The sequence below is a fragment of the Photobacterium carnosum genome (assembly GCF_002849605.1).
Classification (GTDB): Bacteria; Pseudomonadota; Gammaproteobacteria; order Enterobacterales; family Vibrionaceae; genus Photobacterium; species Photobacterium carnosum.
This window is the reverse complement of sequence record NZ_NPIB01000002.1, coordinates 246651-265645: the sequence shown is the minus strand read 5'-3', so window position 1 is coordinate 265645 and position 18995 is coordinate 246651. Positions and strand designations below refer to the sequence as shown.

At 36.9% G+C, this 18995-nt stretch carries 14 protein-coding genes and 1 pseudogene; 1 reads left to right on the top strand and 14 read right to left on the bottom strand.

All coding sequences use genetic code 11. The features are described from left to right. The 9 genes and pseudogenes from CIK00_RS03915 to CIK00_RS03870 all read right to left on the bottom strand — a co-directional run. Positions 1–962 (bottom strand): annotated as a pseudogene (locus CIK00_RS03915) (hypothetical protein); the annotation flags it as partial. A gap of 94 nt (positions 963–1056) precedes the next feature. Next, positions 1057–2283, bottom strand: coding sequence for a DUF3150 domain-containing protein (locus tag CIK00_RS03910; protein ID WP_167388510.1), 1227 nt, complete (start codon positions 2281–2283; stop codon positions 1057–1059). 456 nt (positions 2284–2739) lie between these two features. Next, positions 2740–3945 (bottom strand): AAA family ATPase, encoded by a 1206-nt coding sequence (locus tag CIK00_RS03900; RefSeq protein ID WP_167388509.1) that lies wholly within the window; start codon positions 3943–3945, stop codon positions 2740–2742. 138 nt (positions 3946–4083) lie between these two features. Beyond that, positions 4084–4944, bottom strand: coding sequence for a hypothetical protein (locus tag CIK00_RS03895; RefSeq protein WP_101767624.1), 861 nt, complete (start codon positions 4942–4944; stop codon positions 4084–4086). Positions 4945–5047: 103 nt separating this feature from the next. Beyond that, positions 5048–5326: a hypothetical protein gene (locus CIK00_RS03890; RefSeq protein WP_101767623.1), complete on the bottom strand. Its 279-nt coding sequence runs from the start codon at positions 5324–5326 to the stop codon at positions 5048–5050. Positions 5327–5341: 15 nt separating this feature from the next. Further along, positions 5342–5584 carry a hypothetical protein gene (locus CIK00_RS03885; protein WP_101767622.1) on the bottom strand — a complete coding sequence of 81 codons (243 nt, stop codon included), beginning with the start codon at positions 5582–5584 and terminating at the stop codon, positions 5342–5344. A 2-nt stretch (positions 5585–5586) separates the two neighbouring features. Next, positions 5587–5787 carry a hypothetical protein gene (locus CIK00_RS03880; protein ID WP_101767621.1) on the bottom strand — a complete coding sequence of 67 codons (201 nt, stop codon included), beginning with the start codon at positions 5785–5787 and terminating at the stop codon, positions 5587–5589. A gap of 116 nt (positions 5788–5903) precedes the next feature. After that, positions 5904–6866 carry a single-stranded DNA-binding protein gene (locus CIK00_RS03875; RefSeq protein ID WP_101767620.1) on the bottom strand — a complete coding sequence of 321 codons (963 nt, stop codon included), beginning with the start codon at positions 6864–6866 and terminating at the stop codon, positions 5904–5906. 829 nt (positions 6867–7695) lie between these two features. Next, a complete protein-coding gene (locus CIK00_RS03870) occupies positions 7696–9537 on the bottom strand; it encodes an ATP-dependent helicase (RefSeq protein WP_101767619.1) in 1842 nt (613 codons plus the stop codon). 318 nt (positions 9538–9855) lie between these two features. Here CIK00_RS03870 and CIK00_RS03865 point away from each other — a divergent pair, with 318 nt between their 5' ends. Beyond that, a complete protein-coding gene (locus CIK00_RS03865) occupies positions 9856–10692 on the top strand; it encodes a hypothetical protein (RefSeq protein ID WP_101767618.1) in 837 nt (278 codons plus the stop codon). 277 nt (positions 10693–10969) lie between these two features. Here the strand turns inward: CIK00_RS03865 and traN are convergent, their stop codons facing one another. The 5 genes from traN to CIK00_RS03845 form a co-directional block, all read right to left on the bottom strand. Beyond that, complete coding sequence (gene traN / locus CIK00_RS03860) at positions 10970–15382, bottom strand: conjugal transfer protein TraN (RefSeq protein ID WP_101767617.1); 4413 nt, start codon at positions 15380–15382, stop codon at positions 10970–10972. Positions 15383–15542: 160 nt separating this feature from the next. Next, on the bottom strand, positions 15543–16697 hold the full coding sequence (locus tag CIK00_RS03855) for a TraU family protein (RefSeq protein ID WP_101767616.1): 1155 nt from the start codon (positions 16695–16697) through the stop codon (positions 15543–15545). Between the two features lie 5 nt (positions 16698–16702). Beyond that, the gene (locus tag CIK00_RS21600; RefSeq protein ID WP_256385077.1) at positions 16703–16837 is read right to left on the bottom strand and encodes a hypothetical protein; all 135 of its coding nucleotides are present in this window, start codon (positions 16835–16837) and stop codon (positions 16703–16705) included. A gap of 4 nt (positions 16838–16841) precedes the next feature. After that, a complete protein-coding gene (locus CIK00_RS03850; protein ID WP_101767615.1) occupies positions 16842–18170 on the bottom strand; it encodes a TrbC family F-type conjugative pilus assembly protein in 1329 nt (442 codons plus the stop codon). Beyond that, complete coding sequence (locus CIK00_RS03845; protein ID WP_101767614.1) at positions 18157–18687, bottom strand: S26 family signal peptidase; 531 nt, start codon at positions 18685–18687, stop codon at positions 18157–18159. The genes CIK00_RS03850 and CIK00_RS03845 overlap by 14 nt, the downstream gene beginning before the upstream one ends. Positions 18688–18995: the final 308 nt, after the last annotated feature.

The following is an 18995-nucleotide window of genomic DNA, read 5'->3' as shown; positions in this document are numbered from 1 at the left end:
TCAGAGCTATCGCTATCAGAATTATCATCAGAGCTATCGCTATCAGAATTATCATCAGAGCTATCGCTATCAGAATTATCATCAGAGCTATCGCTATCAGAATTATCATCAGAGCTATCGCTATCAGAATTATCATCAGAGCTATCGCTATCAGAATTATCATCAGAGCTATCGCTATCAGAATTATCATCAGAGCTATCGCTATCAGAATTATCATCAGAGCTATCGCTATCAGAATTATCATCAGAGCTATTGCTATCAGAATTATCGTCAGAGCTATCATCTTGTTCTTGTTGTTCTTGCTGTTCTTGTTCTTTTTGAAGAATAGCAATCACACGTTCAGCACAATATCTTGCATCACTTGTGGTTTTACTATTGGTTGCATCCGTCAATACATCACTCAAATCATTAAATGAATTTGGTAATACATTTTTTAATAACGGAACTACAATCTCACTATAAGATTTAAGCGATGTTTGTCCGATAATCTGATAACGACCTTTATACAAAAGAAACTTTTGCACTAAAGAAACTAAGTCGTCATCTTCTCTTGGGATAGAAAACATCTTTCGACTAATAGCAATTTTAACCAACTTTTCAAGATTAATTTTAGCGCCTGGGTATTCCATTCCGACTTTTGTTTCAATTCGAATATCTTCAAATATATTTGTTAATGATCGAACTAAATTAGATTTAATATCATTCCACACATGAAAATTAGTATGCTTACAATGACCATTTTCGTGATCTAGCATACCCTCAATCATATCCAAATACTCAGGGTCAGAAAAATCACCAATAGGTAAATTTACATGTTTACCTGACGTATATGCACCAGTGCCAGAAAGTGAAAAACTACCACTCGTATCTGCAGTCATTCGTTGAATCAATGCAAATTTACGTAATAATGCTTTCTTTCTTTTAGCTAATTCGATTGAGCTTAATTTTGTTTTAGTGTTCATGATTTTTCCTTAAAGATTAATATATAACCCTCAAGGAAAATCATGACCCATACGGTCAAAATTAACCGTGAGGGCTGTTAGTTTATGGAGCTAATTAGAAGAAGAAACCTTCTGTTGTAACAAAATCGTCAACATCTTCTGGTTCATCTTCAATTGAAATCAAAGAATCACGAAGATTATTGATTTCGACATCAGCAACTACAGGTTGTGGTTCAACTACTACAGGTTGAGGTTCAACTGCAACAGGTTGAGGTTCAACTGCAACAGGTTGAGGTTCAACTGCAACAGGTTGAGTTTTTATAACGCCTACAACATTATCAACAACCTCCGCAGAAGCGTCATAATCAAGATCTGAAGCAAGTAAACTTGAGATTTGATTAATTCCTTTAGCTTGAAGTTGTGCACGTTTAGGATCAGAAAGCATTTCAACATAAACTAATAATGTTTTGAAATGTTCACCAATAATACGTCCAGAGTCAGGTAATGCATTTTTCATTAAATCGTCTAATACATCAACAAGGCCATCAAAATCCTCATTAATCATAGACAAAGAATTAACTTTATCTCGTAACCGTTTTAACTGCTTCCCTACTACACTATGACCACATTCATCTTTTAAAGTACCTTTTAGTTTGCCAGTTCGTACAGTTAATGAAGTATCTATAATATCCAACGCTTCTTTACTAATACTTTGCCAAACACCATCAGTAGCTTCATCAAGTAACTCTTCCATATCATTAACATCTTTCGGTGCGATACGAATTGGAGGATAAACTTTCAATTTGAATTTACGTTCAACCTCTTTTACGCTCAACATATCTTCACGAATAACATTAGCTAAACTAGGATGTTTAGTAACCCATTCTTGAATAAGATGCTCATAGTTATGGCAGAAATTATTAACGCAATCGTAATATTCATTTACTTGAACATTAGCTTCTAACATTAATTGTGGTAATAAATCATCAGGAACTAACCAGTTGCCGCAAAATTTAACTCCATATTTAGCAAACAATCGACCCATTCGAACAGTATACTTATTAGTAAAAGATAAACTCTCTTTACTAAGAAGTGCCTTACGTCCAGGGGTTGCCATGTCGCTATCTAACTCAACTAAAGCACCGCTATCATCATAAACTCGCACATTCGCCTTCGTTAATGTCTTAGTACCCGACCAGTTATTAATATCATAACCAACTTGCACACAGCCATTTTTCAAACGAGTGTAACGTTCACCAATATCTTTTGCATTTTGATCTGCAGATGCAACGATAGAACCATTCGGATCTAGTGGGTTTACGTTGTTAGTAAAATTTGTCATTTTGAGTTCCTCCATTAAAAAAAAGAAGCCCAACAAAACGACAAACTTATCCCGTCAGGATTGTTTGTTGTCCTGATGGGCGATGTTACTAATTAAGTTTAATTTAAAGCTAAATGAATGAGTTAGTCGGTATGTCATAAGAAGCGGTTGCATTCTCTAACACATAACCTTTCTTAACTTTTTCACTTATTTTTTTATCCACATACTTTAATATCAAATCCATAGAATTCACGTGAGGCTTAATGAATTCAGCATATGATTTATGATAATAAATTAATGAATCAAGTGTTTCAGGATCAGAATAAAATGTATGCACACCACGACTATCAAATGCGATGTACCAAAGCTTATCCTTCCCATTTACATTACATTTATAGCCATTAAAATATAATGAGCTAACATCTTGCAATGGTGAACATGGATATTCAAAACCTTCATCTTCATCTTCTCCTTTACTTACTTTTTTTCTTCAGTCCACTCGTCAGCATGATTAATTGATTCACCAAAGATGCGTTGCAAAATTGCAAATACAGCAGGGCGATCTTCCTCATCTAACGATTCTCCAAAAACAAAATTAAATGATTCAATTAATGGAGTGAATTGACGACCGAAAACCATAATATATTGATGCCAAGCGACAAGAATACGAGTAGAAAAAGCACAACCTAAACGTTCCACTGGAAGTTTAGCTGATGCAAGTTCTTCAGGAGTTGTACATTTTGCTTCAATTTCTGGTGCCTGTAACGCTTTGCGGATTTCTGTTGCAAAACGGCACATACGACGGATCGTTTTTTTCGAAATTGGACTATCTGGATTATTTCGACTTGTTAATATCGCACATTCAATATCATAAGCGGGGTAATCACACTTAACGACACCAAAACGGCGACGGAAAGCTTCATCCATACGGTTTGACGTTAAATATCTCCCAGAAATATCGCCGCCACCGGATGTGTTGCCGGTGCCTACGCAACGATAACCTTCTGCTGGAAGAATAATCTCACCAGTGTCATCAATTTGCATTGGTTTGCCTTCAACTGGATTATGTAACTTACAATGAAAATCACCGTTACCCTTATCTAGTTCATCAAGAATTAGACACCAGCCATATTTCATGCTTTGAGCTACAGGACCATAATGAAATGGAGTTTTACCATTGTGGAGCACATAAGAGCCTTGGGCCTTATCTGAGCGACTGTATTCTGTCACTTGCATGATAGACACAGGCCAGTTAAGTTTATCCGCAAAATATTGAATCATTTCCGTTTTACCTGTACCTGTTTCACCATAAAGGTAAAGACTTAATGGACGCTCAGGAGCACACCACCAGCCAAGTACACGACGTAAAACATCACGCTGAGGAATATAAAACGGATTTGAAGCAACACATTTAGGATGACGATATTTACGTTGTTTAATACGAACCGCACCTTTGGGGATAATATCAAACAATTCACCAGCATCCACTGTTACCATTTCATTCCAACGTGGGTCAGAATATACAACATCTTCAATTTCTGGATCCTTGAGTTCAAGAAGAGCTACAAGTTCATCAATTGGTAGAGCGTGTGCATATTCTTTAGTGATCACTGATGGAAGAGCGTTAGCAACAGGAACGGTAGTATCGATAACTGCTTTAGTTTGAGTAGTTGTAGTTGTCATTTTAAAATTTCCTTGGTAAATGTATTTTTTACTCATGGATAAAATGCACATACAACTACCCTAATGGATAATGTGTATAGCACTTACCCATGAGGATTAGTAATAAAGAAATGAAGCGGTATGTTACTTACTAAAAAATTAAGAAATAAAATCTTCTAGTGAGTGACGAGTAAAACGCTGGTAACCAAAATCAGAATTAATTTCTTCTAGTTCTCCAGTGTTAATTTTACCTAGCGCATCATTTACCTTATTTATAACAGCAGAACTATTAAGGTTGATGGACATACAGTAGTTTTTAAACTCTTGCGAATTTACATCATTAATAAACTCTTTCTTCTTCTTACTTTGTTTACATTTAGTAATACGAGTAATAAAAGAATTAGATAACTTATTAATATTAAAACGACTATTTAATTCCTTGCTCGTGATTTGCAGGTCAAGCATCATAGATTTAACAGAGCGGTTAAACGTTAAAATACCATTATTAATAGTATCTAATTTACGTTCTCTATCTTTGTTATCCAATGCTTGAAACAAACCAATTCGTAAGTCATTAGCGTTAAGATTTAAGTGAGTACAAACAACATCAAATGAATCAGTAGACATCCAACGAAGAATATCTTGACGATCTGACGATGTTTCTTTTGCGTAATTAAGTAACGAAAAATACTCAGTTAACATTCCGGTCCATAATTTATTAATATCATCTTCCGTCCAATTTAAAGTCAGAGTATCTGTCTTTCCATTAAAACCATCACATAGTAAAAGATGATGATCTGGCAAAGAACTTGATGCATTTTTATAATCTGTTTTAACGATAACTTTAGAATTCTTAATAGTTTCACTAAGAACACAAGTATCAGTTTCAACAAGATTAATAACATTAGTTTTTTGAATGGATTTTTTAACTTTAATTGGATTTTTTTGAACTTGAATTGATGTATTTAATTCAGATGAAAAATCGAAGATTGATTGCTGTGTAGTAATTTGAGTAGTCATTGTTATTCCTCCAGGTGCGGTAAAAGCACAAAAGGAAAAACAAATAACCCGTCAGGATTAATATGTTAATCCCGAGTGCATTGGTAATTAATAGCTTATAAAGTTAAAAACAAAGATCGACTATAATAAAATCTATAGCTTTTACTTCATCAATTGATTTATTTAAACGCTTACACAATAAATTGGTAAACAGAGTAATAACTGATTCAGTACAACGCTTATAAGTTTCTTTAATGTCAACAATATAGCCGTTCAAAAAATCGTATTGTGTATCATCAGCAATTGAAACAAATTCATTAAAATCACGAACGTTCAATAAGCAAGCTTTCATTTCCGATTGTTTGATAACAGCTTCTTTTTTAACACAGATAAGTTTATTCATTTATTTATTCTCAATTTAGTTTAATAGGCTACGTTTAACAGATATTTTAAGATCACTAAGGGAATACTCAGATACATCTTCAACACCTAAAAATCGTCGTATATTGTTATATCGTTGTTCAGTTACTACAAATCGCTTGGTATTCATGCTAGAGAAAAAAATTGATTTTTTTAACGAGCCTGATTCATTTTCATAAGATTCATAAAAATGAGTTTTTCCACCTACTTGTTTCGCTAATTCAAACATCACACTGGACATAATTAACTCCAAGAAAAATAAATTTCATTGGCGTATTTACGAGTGCGGCTTGCATCAGTAGAAAGACGAGATTTAACAGCATTACTTTTTGCGGTCATAGACTTACGATGTAATTTGTTAGCTCTACGTTTTAGGTATGCAGAAATAGATTTTGGAACTTTAACAGATGATATGTCTTGAGAATCGATAGTTGTATTTTGCATTGATTTAATCTCGAAAAGTTAGTAAGACCATCAAAATAAATCAATACCCCCTAAGGAATAATTAATTTATTCCGAGGGAATTTTAGTTAGTTAACAACAATAAAGTGATACGAATATTATAAACTTCGACTGCCACCATAAAAATCAGTATTAAACCAATCATCAACAGGTTGCTGAGGTTTATCTACTTGAATTGATACCACTTGCGCTGAACTTTGCCTGGGATGTCCTTGTTCGGGAGCATCTTGGTTTATAGTTTCTGCTGCTGTGGGAGTTGGCTGTTCACTTTGTACATTAGTAGTTGGCTGCGAATATTGCTGCTGCTGATTATTTTCAGGTTGGCTATATTGCTGCTGCTGTTGTTGAACAGGTTGGCTATTATATTGCGTCTGCTGTTGTTGAACAGGTTGGCTATATTGCTGCTGCTGTTGTTGAACAGGTTGGCTATATTGCTGCTGCTGTTGTTGAACAGGTTGGCTATATTGTGGCTGCTGTTGTTGAACAGGTTGGCTATATTGCTGCTGCTGTTGTTGAACAGGTTGCTGAGGTACAAATTGTTGTTGTTGTATAAATTGTTGTTGAACTGGTTGGCTACATTGCGGCTGCTGTTGTTGAACAGGTTGGCTATATTGCTGCTGTTGTTGAACAGGTTGGCTATATTGCTGCTGTTGTTGAACAGGTTGAGCAGGGTAAACAGGTTGAGCAGGTGCATTGTATCCAGATTGTTTAGCAAGATCACGAATGGCTTTAGGCAAATGAGCAATAACATTTTGAACTTGAATCTCAATAATAGTATTGTTATTTGTTCCTTTCCGTTGTACTAAATAACCTTCAACAATAACTTCATCGCCTTTAAAAAAACCACCATTACGATCGATTTTTTGTATCATGCTGTCATTAAATTTCAATGTCATCCATGTAGCGCGCTCGTTAAAACCACCTTGATTGTTAGACCAAGAAGTAGTTTGTACACATGAAACGAAGCCAAAAGGTTTAGATCCATTTGTGCCATCTTTTACTTCTAAATCTTTACCAAGAGTTCCACCAAATGTAATTGTATTGCAGTTAAATTTTATCATTGTTTTTTAGTCCGAAAAGTTAGCAATAAAGCACAACAATTCAGATAAAAAGCAACAATCCACCAAAAGGTAAAGTGTTAGCAATACCTAAAAGTAGTGATTTAAAGCAATTGGTTAGTTTTGAGTTTATTTTGAATAATAAACTAGGTTGATTAGATACAATATTTTAAAAGTTGATCTAAGACTTTTTATTAACTCGATGATTTAAGTAATGAGTTAGGTTACTTTTGTGCGATTTTGACGACCAAAGATAGGAAGTGCCAAGTTTGAAAAGATATCAAGTTAGGCTATCGCGGATCATACATAAAATATCAACAATCAGTGTCCAAAAGATATGGAATGAAAGGCTGGTTTTAATTTAAAAATTAAAAAAAGCAGAGATAAAAATGAATGATTATGGTTTCGTTCATCATTGCAGGACGCAATAAATTAGGTATGTCGAGCTAATCTTATTACCGCAACGATTGGTTATAACTTCTATAAATAAAACTTATAACCAATCATAACAACAACATCGAGAAATACACAGTAAGCAATAACTATCAAAAAGGCATAAATGATAATTAATGCTTACTGTGCTAGCTCTATTTTATCTTCCATCTACACGTCAATGTATGGGGATAAATAATTGTTACCCCGCTTTGCGGTGGCATTAGCCTCTTTGTGTTCCACTCGATTTAACGAGGTACTAAACAAACTGCTAAGACGGTGAATTATAATCACCAACGCTATATTTGCGCTATATGCGATGTAATATATAAGTGGGGACACAATAAGTCAACAATAAACTTTGACATGTAAGATAAAGATAAAAGTTCAACAAAAACTATCAATTTTCACTATTTTTTGCTTGTTCTTTTAATTTTTCTATTAATCCAATAACTTCAGTTGGAAAACCTTCACCCAAAAATTGTGATGGCGGTTTTTTTTCGCCAGTCCCCTGCTCGGGGTTGTAGTTAAACGATAATCGTAGTTCATCGACAGCACGAGTCATACCAACGTAGAATAACCGTCGTTCCTCACTTACAGCAACCTCTCCATCACTTAATGCCCTAGTTGACGGACAGACTCCTTGGTTACTAGCTAACATCCAAACTTGTGTCCACTGTAAACCTTTTGAAGAATGCAGGCTCGCCAATGTTACGATACCTGTCTTAGTACCCTCGTCAGGTTTAACTCCCGTACTCGGTGCCAGATTTTTAGCTAATATTTCTACTCGTTCACAAAAAGATAACTCAGCTTTCATGCCTGTTAATATACCACCTAGAATATCTAAAAACTTAGCTTCAGGACCCTTCGATTTACGACCTTCTTTCAATAAATCAACAATCTGCTTTATTCGTCCTTCAATTCGTATTTTGCCACTACAATCAGTACCCCATAACATCCACTTTTCATGCAATGTTTGTGACACTGATGACCACTGCAAAGTAGCGTCAGGCATCCACTCACCAAAGGAGGGTTTAAAATGTGTCAAGGCACGAATAATTAACTGAATATCCTGTTCATCTTCACCTAACCACCCCAAGATCTCACCAATAAATCTCTTATCTTTTGGTCGCACTATAGACCATAGAATTTTAAGAAAAATATTAGCAATATTATCGTCCCATAAATTTTTAGAGCCTAAGCGAACATAAGGTATTTCATTGACTTTTAACATCAATTCAACCTTATCTAAAATTTTATTAGTACGCGACAATACAGCCCACTGTCTGTTATCACCGTTAATAGCATCCAATAGACCTTGGAGTTCATCTATCTCAGTGAGATACCCTTGAACTTTTACAATACCACCAGCCTCTCGAGTGCTTTCCATTTCTTTATAAACACGCGCACTATTGTACTCAATAACCTTTCTAGCAGCCGCGAGTATTTCTGGACGGCAACGAAAACATTTTTTCAACACATAACCTTTCGCATCAAAATCCTGTTGAAAAGTGACCATGTTTTCATAGCCAAGCGCCCCTCGCCAAGAATAAATCGACTGATCATCGTCACCAACGACTGTAATATTTATCCCAGACTCCCCATGAACGCGAATCCAACCATATTGCATATCAGAGGTATCCTGAAACTCATCAACGAGCATGTGAGTACAATCCCACGGCTCAATTCGTCCAGTTTCAACACCTAAATATGCCTCTCTTGCTATTAGATTAAAATCTTGCATATTATTTTGCTGAAGTAATTTCATGTAAGAACTATAAACTTGCCACCCTTCGGCTGTTGGATCATTTTGTATGGGTTTTGGTTCGATCATCCGACCGTAATAATCAATATGAAACCTAGCATCTTCAACTCCCATATCATTTAGCGAACAGTATCTTATTGCTCGTTCAATAAAATTAAATTGTTCGCCACCAACGATAGTTCTTCTTTTTCGCTTACCGTTTAAACATTTAACTTGTTGCCCATAGATCGAATCAAAAGTAGAAGCTGTTGCTCTATAAGCGTCGTTCCCCAACCTTTCATTTAGTCGTTCAGTTAGCTCAGCAGCCGCAGCACGAGTAAACGTAATAAGTAGCACTTTATTTTTCTTGTCTTTACTAAGCAGATTTTTGGTTAACTCCACAATCGTATGACTTTTACCACTGCCAGGCAGTGCGCAGCACATAGTATAACCATCACTTTCAGCAACTAATTTTTGATCTTCGGTGAGACCCACCATAACTATTAAGACACTCTCAAAAAGATAATTTTTTAATTATACACGCTTTCAATGGTTAGCGTTGATTAGAGCTGCACCCATTAAAATGTCGTTGAGGAATAACGTACTGTTATCGTATGCGCATTACGATAAATTAAGTGAGCAATAACACACTGTAATGCATGAATTTATGGGATAATTGCAAAGTTGAACCATTATTTTATTGTGTGTTACTTACGATTTTTTTATAACTGATTAATACGAGGTAGCGCGAATGGGAAAGCATAATAAAATAGATACATCGGCAAACATTGCCCCCCAAATTTGAGATTAATAACCATGAAAATTACTAAACTTATTAAGATAGTTACCTTAGCATCGGTAATGTGCATCACTACAGGCTGTGCAACAGCATTAGGTAAGGTTGAAGCCGACACAACGATTAAAAATTTTAAACACAATAACAACTCATATGCCATGAACGTTCTATCAGCAGCATGGAACGATCGAATTCCGTTTAATATCGAAGACGAAAACAATCTAAAAGATACTGACGGTGTTAGCGGTAAAACAATCTATGGTTCTGAAATAGCGATGGGATCATTATCTAATGGATTAAGCGGTGGATTAACTGGCTTATTGTTTGCGGCTTCTATGGATGCAAGTACACCAAAAATCCAAAATTATTTTCAAGCAATCATTTGGATGCCTGCAAATGGTAAAGATATCAACAATTCTGAAGACAGAAAATTAATTACGGATGATATCACCCAAAAATTATTAAAGCCTATGTATGAAGATTTTTTTAAGGCGAGCAAAAAAGGTGAGATTACCACATCAACAAAATCAGAATTTAATTATAAAGGTTCATGGTGTTCTTACACTGATCCAAACGTCGAATGTTCAATGTTTCTATCTCCTAATAATCTTCAATTTATGGGTTACGCAGATAAACAACACGGACTACCATTCAACACTAAAAATAATGGGAAATACATCATCACAAGAGTTCGTCTCGCACCAGCGATCATGTTAATGATGAAATACAATAAGAAAGAAAACATGCTGTTCTACGTCCCACCAATTAACTATTTTGCTAAATTTGATAAGATTCAAATGAAAAACACACCATATATACAATCAACTACAAAAAAGAATTTTTTTGTAAAACCATAAAGCGAAATTAATAACTAACGTTAATTCATGTAAAATAATAATGACCCACTAAAAAAGCGTATCCGTACGCTTTTGGGCTCATCAAATATTATTAAAGGGAATGATTCCATAGCATAGCTATAACGCTCAATCAATATTATAAATTTACGTTCAAGTTAATGAAATCATTGATTGATGTAGGTTAATTACAGCATATTTTATGTAGTAGATTCGCTTTTATTGAAAATAATGTAAAAGGGCCACCACCTATAACTTTAATGGCGACCCTTTTAATTAACTACAAACCATTATTACGATCATAACTATTTAGCGTGTCACAAAATGCGGGGCGCGGGTATGAACTACAATCGATCTTATTACCCATATCTAAGTTATTAATTTCCTTGACATGTTCAACATAAACATTCCCTTTCCCTCGCTCATCCATACGCTCTTTTGTGGACATACGACCAAAGCCATTCATCATATTGCCCTTAGTTATATCATCCTGCGTCTTATTATCTGGGATCATATTATTTTGAGCCATCATATCGATCCACTCACTAAAATCTATTTTATCGAAGTCAACCTTCTCGATTTGTGTAAAATCGAGTCCATTACAACCTTGGTCATAATATTGCCGCTTAGTCCAGCCAAGTTGGGCTGATGCTTGTTCCATAATGATTCTGCTTAACACGTTGTTATAACAGCAATGGAATTTTTTAGTTTTACCCATTCTTACACCCAAAACTTTTTTCGGCTTTTTAGTGTAGACCCAAAAACACTTTTTACCGATTAAATCAACACCTACTTTTTGCTCATCTTCAGTACATGCAAATATCATCTGATAAGCCATATTTGCGATCTGATAAGCGGCATATGCCCACCCGATAAACGACACAACCCCCATGATATTTGAGCCTATGGTATTAAGAGCTTCTGCGCCTGCCTGACTGGTAGCCACACTACCACCACCAGCAGCACCACCACCACCAGCAGCACCACCACCCGCAGCACCACCACCAGCCACAGTACCAGCGAGAGACTCAGCTAAACCCATAACGAAATTTTGTAGACATTCCGGTAATTGATCAAAAACCCATTGCAGCATTTGATTTTTAAGGTTTACAAGTGAAGTCATTAACCCCGAAGCAAAATCACCAATAGCTGTTCCTGCATCACCTATCATAGATAGAGAAGTATTACCGGCACTATTCGCAGCAGTCCCCGTAAATTTAGTTGAAATAGAACTCCACGCCTTATCTACCATGTCACCAATTGGTTTTGAGATAGTGTCCCAAGCACCTTTTGCCGTTTCTGCAACATATTTATGTGTCGCTTGTAACGATTCCCCAAGGCCTGTAGTGCTAAATAGACCACTTTCCGACGCCATATATGATTCAACAGTAACCATGTTAGAGGCCATCACAAAAACATCACCCTGCCCAACACCTTCTGGCGCTTTACAGCAATCAATCATGCCTAATGGATCTTTAGAGCACATGGAAACTTTGCCAGTAAACACTCTACATGTTGATGGATCGGTGCCTGTACAATTTTTCTTATCACCAATCTCATTCGCTACAGCATATTGAGACAGAGCATTCGTAAAATCGGCATTCGTTTCATCAGCACGTACATCACAACTGCCATCGATACACGCATCATCAGTAAAACAAGTGTTATTTTTTCGTTTTACAGTAACCATTGCATGAGAGTGATCTTCACATGAATAATTTTCATTCCACGCATAGCAAGTTCTGGTTGTTTCATCATACCAACCGGGAACGCACGTTTTAGTTAACGCATCACAGTCTTTGTTTTGGTCATATTGCTTACAACCATCAGCCATATTAGTTATGGCTTTAAAATCAAATGCAGCTCCACCATAATTTAACGACTTCCCTTTTAGCGGATCACACATATAATCTAACGCGTGAGCGTCCATACAGACAGGAATACCGGTATCTGATGGAAATAGCGCTTTAAATTGTAGCCATGGTTGTTCCAGTGCTATTTTTGATAGGTATTGAGACAAGTCTGTGTCATTTTTTCCATTTAAGACCTGCCAATACGCCAACCATAACGGATCTGTTGCTTTATGATACCAGTCAAGAGAGTTACGGCTTTTGCTTCGTGCTATACGAAAACCCGTCATTCGTAGGCTATCAAATGGGCCACCATTTAGTATTCGACTGGAAAAGCTAACGACTTTTTCTTGAGATGTATCATATCGATACCATACAACATGATCACTAAACACACGGGCAGCAATGACTTCCCATTTTCCCTTTGCTGGTAAAATATTAGAGAGTTCAGTACCTCTCAACTGTCGGTCACTTTCCGTATGAGTACCAATACCTGCGCGATTACCACAAAAATAGATCCCATCATCATCATTACCATCAGCACTATTCCATGTTGTAGCTACGACCATTCCGCAGTTTCGGCTTTGATCTCCAGTGATATCGAAATCACGACGAGCGACCAAGACTAAAGCATCACCATTAACAGATGGCAATCCGTAACCATCACCACGGTCACCCTTTGAGACGTTAACTAATCCATAATTAGGATCATCACTTGAATATTCCCTATCACATTTCCATCCATTATTTGTACAAAACTTAGTGTCGTCTTTTAATGCTTCAGTACATCCCTCGGGGTAATCCGTAATTTTATCGCCCCAAGTGCTTTTTAGTGGTTTATCAAAAAGCAGATCAACAACCCCATACGCTTCACCAACGTCACCCACACCAACCTTGTACGTGAATTTAATTTCATTATCATTAGCCAATGCTTGTTTAAATTGAGGTGATACGTCACGTGCATCATAGGTATCACGATTAACCCCTTGTTCACATGGAGTATTCTCGGTAGGGAATCCATCTGGTGTATTAAAATGCATATGTACACCATCAAAAATAATATTGTCATCTGCATACAATCGGAACTGATCATCATAATGGGTCCGACTCAACGTGGCTCTATCAAGCTTAATTCCATCTTTAACACGCACAACAATTTCCTTGGTGTAAACACCACACTGACCTTTTTGAGACAGGTAGTTATCATCTGTACGACCAAGAGTTAACTGTATGCATTTATCCCCACACATCGATACGCGAGAATCCTCTAACCCTTTTATAATTTGTATAGATGGAGGGATAGGTTCTCGACTACGCACACAACCATTCAAATTACTCTTATTAGGTTTAAAACAAGATGGCGTCGTTTTTATGATTTTTTTAGGATCTAATCGCTCAAAAGTAGTATCGGCCTTAGAGCAATCCCCGAAATAAGCACCTTTATGATTAAATGCATTACTCACCGATTCGGCTGAGTTTGCAAACATTGGTGAATCCATACTGATTTTACGAGGTGGATTTATATTTCGAGTGTCCATCACTGAACCATAGGCCAGAGCTGTATGGTTTGAGTTATCAATGATTTCTTCCGCATTATTCCCATGAGGTACAGCTTTCACACCAGCATTATTTAGTGAAATATTGTCACGCACATACTTCGTTTGCTGATCTTCATTTTGATAAGTTCCGGCGGGGGGCGCAAATCCGTTATTATAATCGACACCGGTTGACTCAACATTGGAATATAGAGTTGGATCCTTCACCTTTACTGTCGGGTCCAAAAAACGGGGCGTCACTGACATTTTTTGTTGCTTACCGTCTTTAGCGGGGGTGACGTCAGGAGGAACGATATTCGAAGATGTTAATTTCCCTAAATTCATACCTTCATTGTAAAAATGGTCAAAATCTTCTTTCGTCCATTTTACCGGTTCGGAATCATTTCGTGGAAATATACATGTATGTGATTGGATATCTATTACTTGACCCGCAGGGCAACTAATATCACTTGGGTTGGTGTCATTAACGCATACACCATTCGCAAGATGAGATCCATTAGTACAAGCGGGACGAGTGCCTGGAAAGCATTGCCCGTTATCAAGATACGTATTTTCAGGGCAGTTATAAGATATTGGTGCATTAATTACTTTTTCGCACGCGTCTCCATTTCTCTTATAATGTTCAGGACATTGCTTATCTGGCATCATTGTAATGTCACGCAAGCAGCGATATCCATTCAAGTGCCATGAATTATCAACCGTCACTGGTGTCGCTGGTGGCGCGTTACATGCTCCCATTTCCTTTAACACATCGCTGCAGTTAGCAACGCTTACATCAGGTGTATAATGAGAGTATTTAGCATCCTCATAGGGATCATTACTGGTATGAGGGCAATTTAACGCCTGAGGCTGAGCAATACGATATTCTGTAGTGCAATGCTTGTGGTGGAATGGACCGTGTTTTGAGCATGATTGCCATGCCTGAGAACACATGCGCCTTGTATGTGTACTATACTCCCATCCTGCAGAACAGACACCTGAAGCCTCTTCATCGTCATGGCGTTTACAAACTCCCCCACTAAGCACGAAACCATCATCACAACTGGCAGGAAGTGGGACTTTATCAGTACGCAAACATACACCACCTACCTGATGAAAATCAGAGGGGCAAGTAGCGACAGGTTGAACTGGGGCATTTAATCCAGCGAGTGCTGGAGCTGATGCAAACGTCATTCCGAACAATATCCAAGCAAAAGCCACGGATAAAATGTTAGCGCTATACGCCAAAATAACAGTAAGTGACGTTACCCTCTGGAATATCGAGTAACCAATATCTTTCATCTTCATTTCATCATAACCATTGTGCGTAAAGTGATGGGTAAATAACCAAGGTCAACTTTAACACAATGAATTTTGATTTCGTAAGCTGCCGTATGTAAATTACAATTTTATGTAAAAAAAGCCGAAATACTAAATTAGTTTTCGGCTTTTTTACACTTAACGTAAATTATTTTGCGCCATAAAATACGCAGCAATCATTATATCGGAATATATTATAAACGAAGGTGTTATCCTTCCCTCCCCCTGGAGTCATTCTACCTAACCCCCACTTCAACCAGTTATCACCAAGTGGATGGCAACAATGTTGATTAATATCGTGCATTAAAACGTTACCATCCCCATCTTTCTGCTGTTGGCCATCAGCATTTAATGATGGAACGCTAGTGCTAAAACCAAATCCATCAACCTCTGGTTTTGGCCACGCCATTGAAACTTTGTACATCGGCTTTGGTATCATTGGTGCGTACACTCGATCACACATCGCTTTTTTACCATACGTTTGTTTAGCTAAACCACGTCTATGTAATGATGCGAGTGCCCGCGTCACAATTAATGATGATGACCGTATCGCATTTTCATCTGTGTAAACATTTCCGGTAAATGGATAGAGTTGCCCATCACAACCAGAACAGAACCAGTTAAGATCACTAGGGTCACTGGTTGCGGTAATGTACACACAATCTGCAACACAGGCGGCTTGAGCTATTGGATTAGCAAATGCCGTTGCATCAGCATTAAATATGAAGGCCAGCATATCTTGATACCATGTAATATCAACGATCGACATGTAAGCCATATCAAGGTCAATAATACCGGGGTCTTTATCACAAGAGGGAACTAAAAAAATAGATAACATCTTAAACATTGGGTTATCAAAATAATTAAAGTGGTAAGTTGCCATGGTTGTATCATCAGCATCTTCTCCCATCCCCTGAGCACCCATTTGGGTCAGGTTATTTTGCATCATCGTCCCTCCGAGTGTTGGCGAGCACCAGGGAGTCGTCGATACCTCAATTATTTTTTCGGGAGAAAAATATCCTATATGAAACCCAAATTTTGGAACACCTAGTTCGTCAGAGCAGTGACAAAAAGCATTTTTATATCCTCCATCTGGCGGAGAAGAAAGAAATCCCATTAAATTTATCGGTAAAGTACATGACCAACAAAATTTATTAATCAAACCCTTAAAATATCCACTATCAGGACATGCCGCATCTGATAAAAAATCAGCACCTTTCGCCATGCTAGGCGCTGAACTTAAGGTGATAATTACGAAAATAAATGCCACAAATACTTGTTTAATGTTTTGTCGTAATAACATGACAATTACTTCTGAATTAACGCGTGGGCATAATTAAGAACAATATCTGCTCTTGTCACTAACTCGTGCCCTTGCTCTGGAAATTTATACGCAAAAATTACGCCTGCAACAAAAATTAAACCATAAATAACTAATCGCATGTGATTATCCTTTTTTATTTATTAATTGGGCATCTTCAATCTCAATCATTTTAAGATCATCCAATGCTATGTTTTGGCTACGTGTGCCGTATTCTGTAATGGTTATTTTTCCATTGCCCAACACCACTTTTGATGGACTGTGCTGTAGCTGAAAACGTTTGATCATTCTTTCTTGTAGTAAATAAACCTGCAGACCCATTTCATCTGAAATATCACGGATAGAATTGAGACCTTTTTCTTTATCAATTCCAGTGACAAGTAAGGCATTCTCACCTTTGGTTAATTTCATTTGTTGTTTAACTACTGCTTTTTGCATATTACTTTGAGGATTAAATACGAAGAGATTAAGTGTCTTCCCTGGGAAATAGTCCATAGGGTTAACGACGCTATCTTTTTTAGCCAATAATTTTCCAGCTTTTGTACGCACGTCCTTGTTAAATCGGACCCGAGGATCTATTTCATAAGTTTTATCAACTTGAGCTGGTGGCAAATAAAAGCTTGGTAACTTTTCAAAATAATGATCCATCGCTTTTTTTCGTTTGGCTTCCCAATCAATTTTAGCCACGCGACTTTTAATTTCTTCAATAAGATCTTTTTCGACTATTGGTTTTGTCGGAGACAGATTACCTAATGTCTTATAATTCTCTTTAACTTCTCTACTTTTATTTAAAAACCAATTAGTTGTTGTAATGCCACTACCAACAACATATTTATCACCCTTCCGATAAACCATCATGGGTGCTTTAGTGATCTTAAACACTTTAAATAATCGCGGATCTATCGCCACTTTAGGAACTGGACGAATATCTTTGCCCATTACATTAATGGCATACGATGTTTGATTTACATATTTATCTTGAGGTCTCATACCACGCAAAATAATCCGAGCATCAGCATCAGCTGCAGCCTGCATGATTTCTTTTATTTCTTTCTCAGATTCGCTAAACGAAATGAAATAGTATAATTCCTCACCTTTTTTAAGTGGGCTATCTGCACGTACCGTACTTGGCAGGGTATGAATTTTATTGCGCTCATCACCAATTACACCATATGTTTTTGCTATAGATTTGGTTACAAAGTCATTGCTATTTTGGGCGATTTTCTCTGCAACAGGGTTCCACTTTTTCCAACCCGAACCATTATTTTCAACTGATTTTTCAGCATCATAAGTTTTTAGCCAATCAGGAGCGTCACCTTCTGCTGCTGCAGCCATTATTGCTTGTGATTTATTAATCATGGACATGTCATCTGGAGTTAATACCGCCGATGATGCCTGACCAGTCATAATTAATAGTAAGGCACTTACAATTGTCTTTGTTTTAAATGAGCACATACGTTTTCCCTACCACTTGTTCTTCAATATTTACTTCTCCCCAAAATCGACTATCGTAGCTACCGGGCAATGTTCCGATCGCAAATAAATGATTCTCTTTTATCCGCTCAGTTCTCGATAATTTATCAAGTGGCATTTTCAAAACTTGTGCTGCAACCGTAATATCCGTATTCCACACTTTCCCTGCATTTGACACGCTATTTCTATTTACTTTAACTTCATCGCCAGCATCACCAACAACCAACTTAGTAAATACAGTATCGTTAGCAAATAACTGCGTATTTTTGGCAAGGAAGGTAACCAAATCCCCTTCATGAATATTCATGTCATGTCTATCTAATAAAAATACCAGACCACTAATGCAAGGCACCGATCCTGTTGGCGGAATAATAGTGTAGCGATTGCAAAATGCCGATATAGATAAAACCAGAATTCCACCAAGTATTATTGGCTTTCTTATTCGTTCTTTAAAAAATGAAGTTTTAACACCTTCGAAAGAAGTTGTCGTAATTGTCATACAGCAAAGCCTGTAAAGATCAGATAATAATAAAAAACATTATCCAATCTTTCGCTTTCAATGAATAGCGTTATAGTATTTTTTAGTCATTTAAACACAATTCATTAAAATCTCGTCAAAAAACCGCTTGCAGAAAGATGGTTTATTGATAGTATTAGCCTGAATTTAGGGTGTTGTTAGATAACAGCACTCATATACAGAACATCTATTTCTCCAAGGTGGGTGTATGGTGCCTAGTTAGCACCTGTTGTAACTTGAGGGTCTGGTTAATCCGTTGACGGTTATGACGTTTTTAGTCTCCGAAAAGA

Bases quoted from the DNA above. Each gene is read 5' to 3' on its own strand.
- CIK00_RS03910 (WP_167388510.1), bottom strand. From the start codon at position 2,283: ATGACAAATTTTACTAACAACGTAAACCCACTAGATCCGAATGGTTCT.
- CIK00_RS03900 (WP_167388509.1), bottom strand. From the start codon at position 3,945: ATGACAACTACAACTACTCAAACTAAAGCAGTTATCGATACTACCGTT.
- CIK00_RS03895 (WP_101767624.1), bottom strand. From the start codon at position 4,944: ATGACTACTCAAATTACTACACAGCAATCAATCTTCGATTTTTCATCT.
- CIK00_RS03890 (WP_101767623.1), bottom strand. From the start codon at position 5,326: ATGAATAAACTTATCTGTGTTAAAAAAGAAGCTGTTATCAAACAATCG.
- CIK00_RS03885 (WP_101767622.1), bottom strand. From the start codon at position 5,584: ATGTCCAGTGTGATGTTTGAATTAGCGAAACAAGTAGGTGGAAAAACT.
- CIK00_RS03880 (WP_101767621.1), bottom strand. From the start codon at position 5,787: ATGCAAAATACAACTATCGATTCTCAAGACATATCATCTGTTAAAGTT.
- CIK00_RS03875 (WP_101767620.1), bottom strand. From the start codon at position 6,866: ATGATAAAATTTAACTGCAATACAATTACATTTGGTGGAACTCTTGGT.
- CIK00_RS03870 (WP_101767619.1), bottom strand. From the start codon at position 9,537: ATGGTGGGTCTCACCGAAGATCAAAAATTAGTTGCTGAAAGTGATGGT.
- CIK00_RS03865 (WP_101767618.1), top strand. From the start codon at position 9,856: ATGAAAATTACTAAACTTATTAAGATAGTTACCTTAGCATCGGTAATG.
- traN (WP_101767617.1), bottom strand. From the start codon at position 15,382: ATGAAGATGAAAGATATTGGTTACTCGATATTCCAGAGGGTAACGTCA.
- CIK00_RS03855 (WP_101767616.1), bottom strand. From the start codon at position 16,697: ATGTTATTACGACAAAACATTAAACAAGTATTTGTGGCATTTATTTTC.
- CIK00_RS21600 (WP_256385077.1), bottom strand. From the start codon at position 16,837: ATGCGATTAGTTATTTATGGTTTAATTTTTGTTGCAGGCGTAATTTTT.
- CIK00_RS03850 (WP_101767615.1), bottom strand. From the start codon at position 18,170: ATGTGCTCATTTAAAACAAAGACAATTGTAAGTGCCTTACTATTAATT.
- CIK00_RS03845 (WP_101767614.1), bottom strand. From the start codon at position 18,687: ATGACAATTACGACAACTTCTTTCGAAGGTGTTAAAACTTCATTTTTT.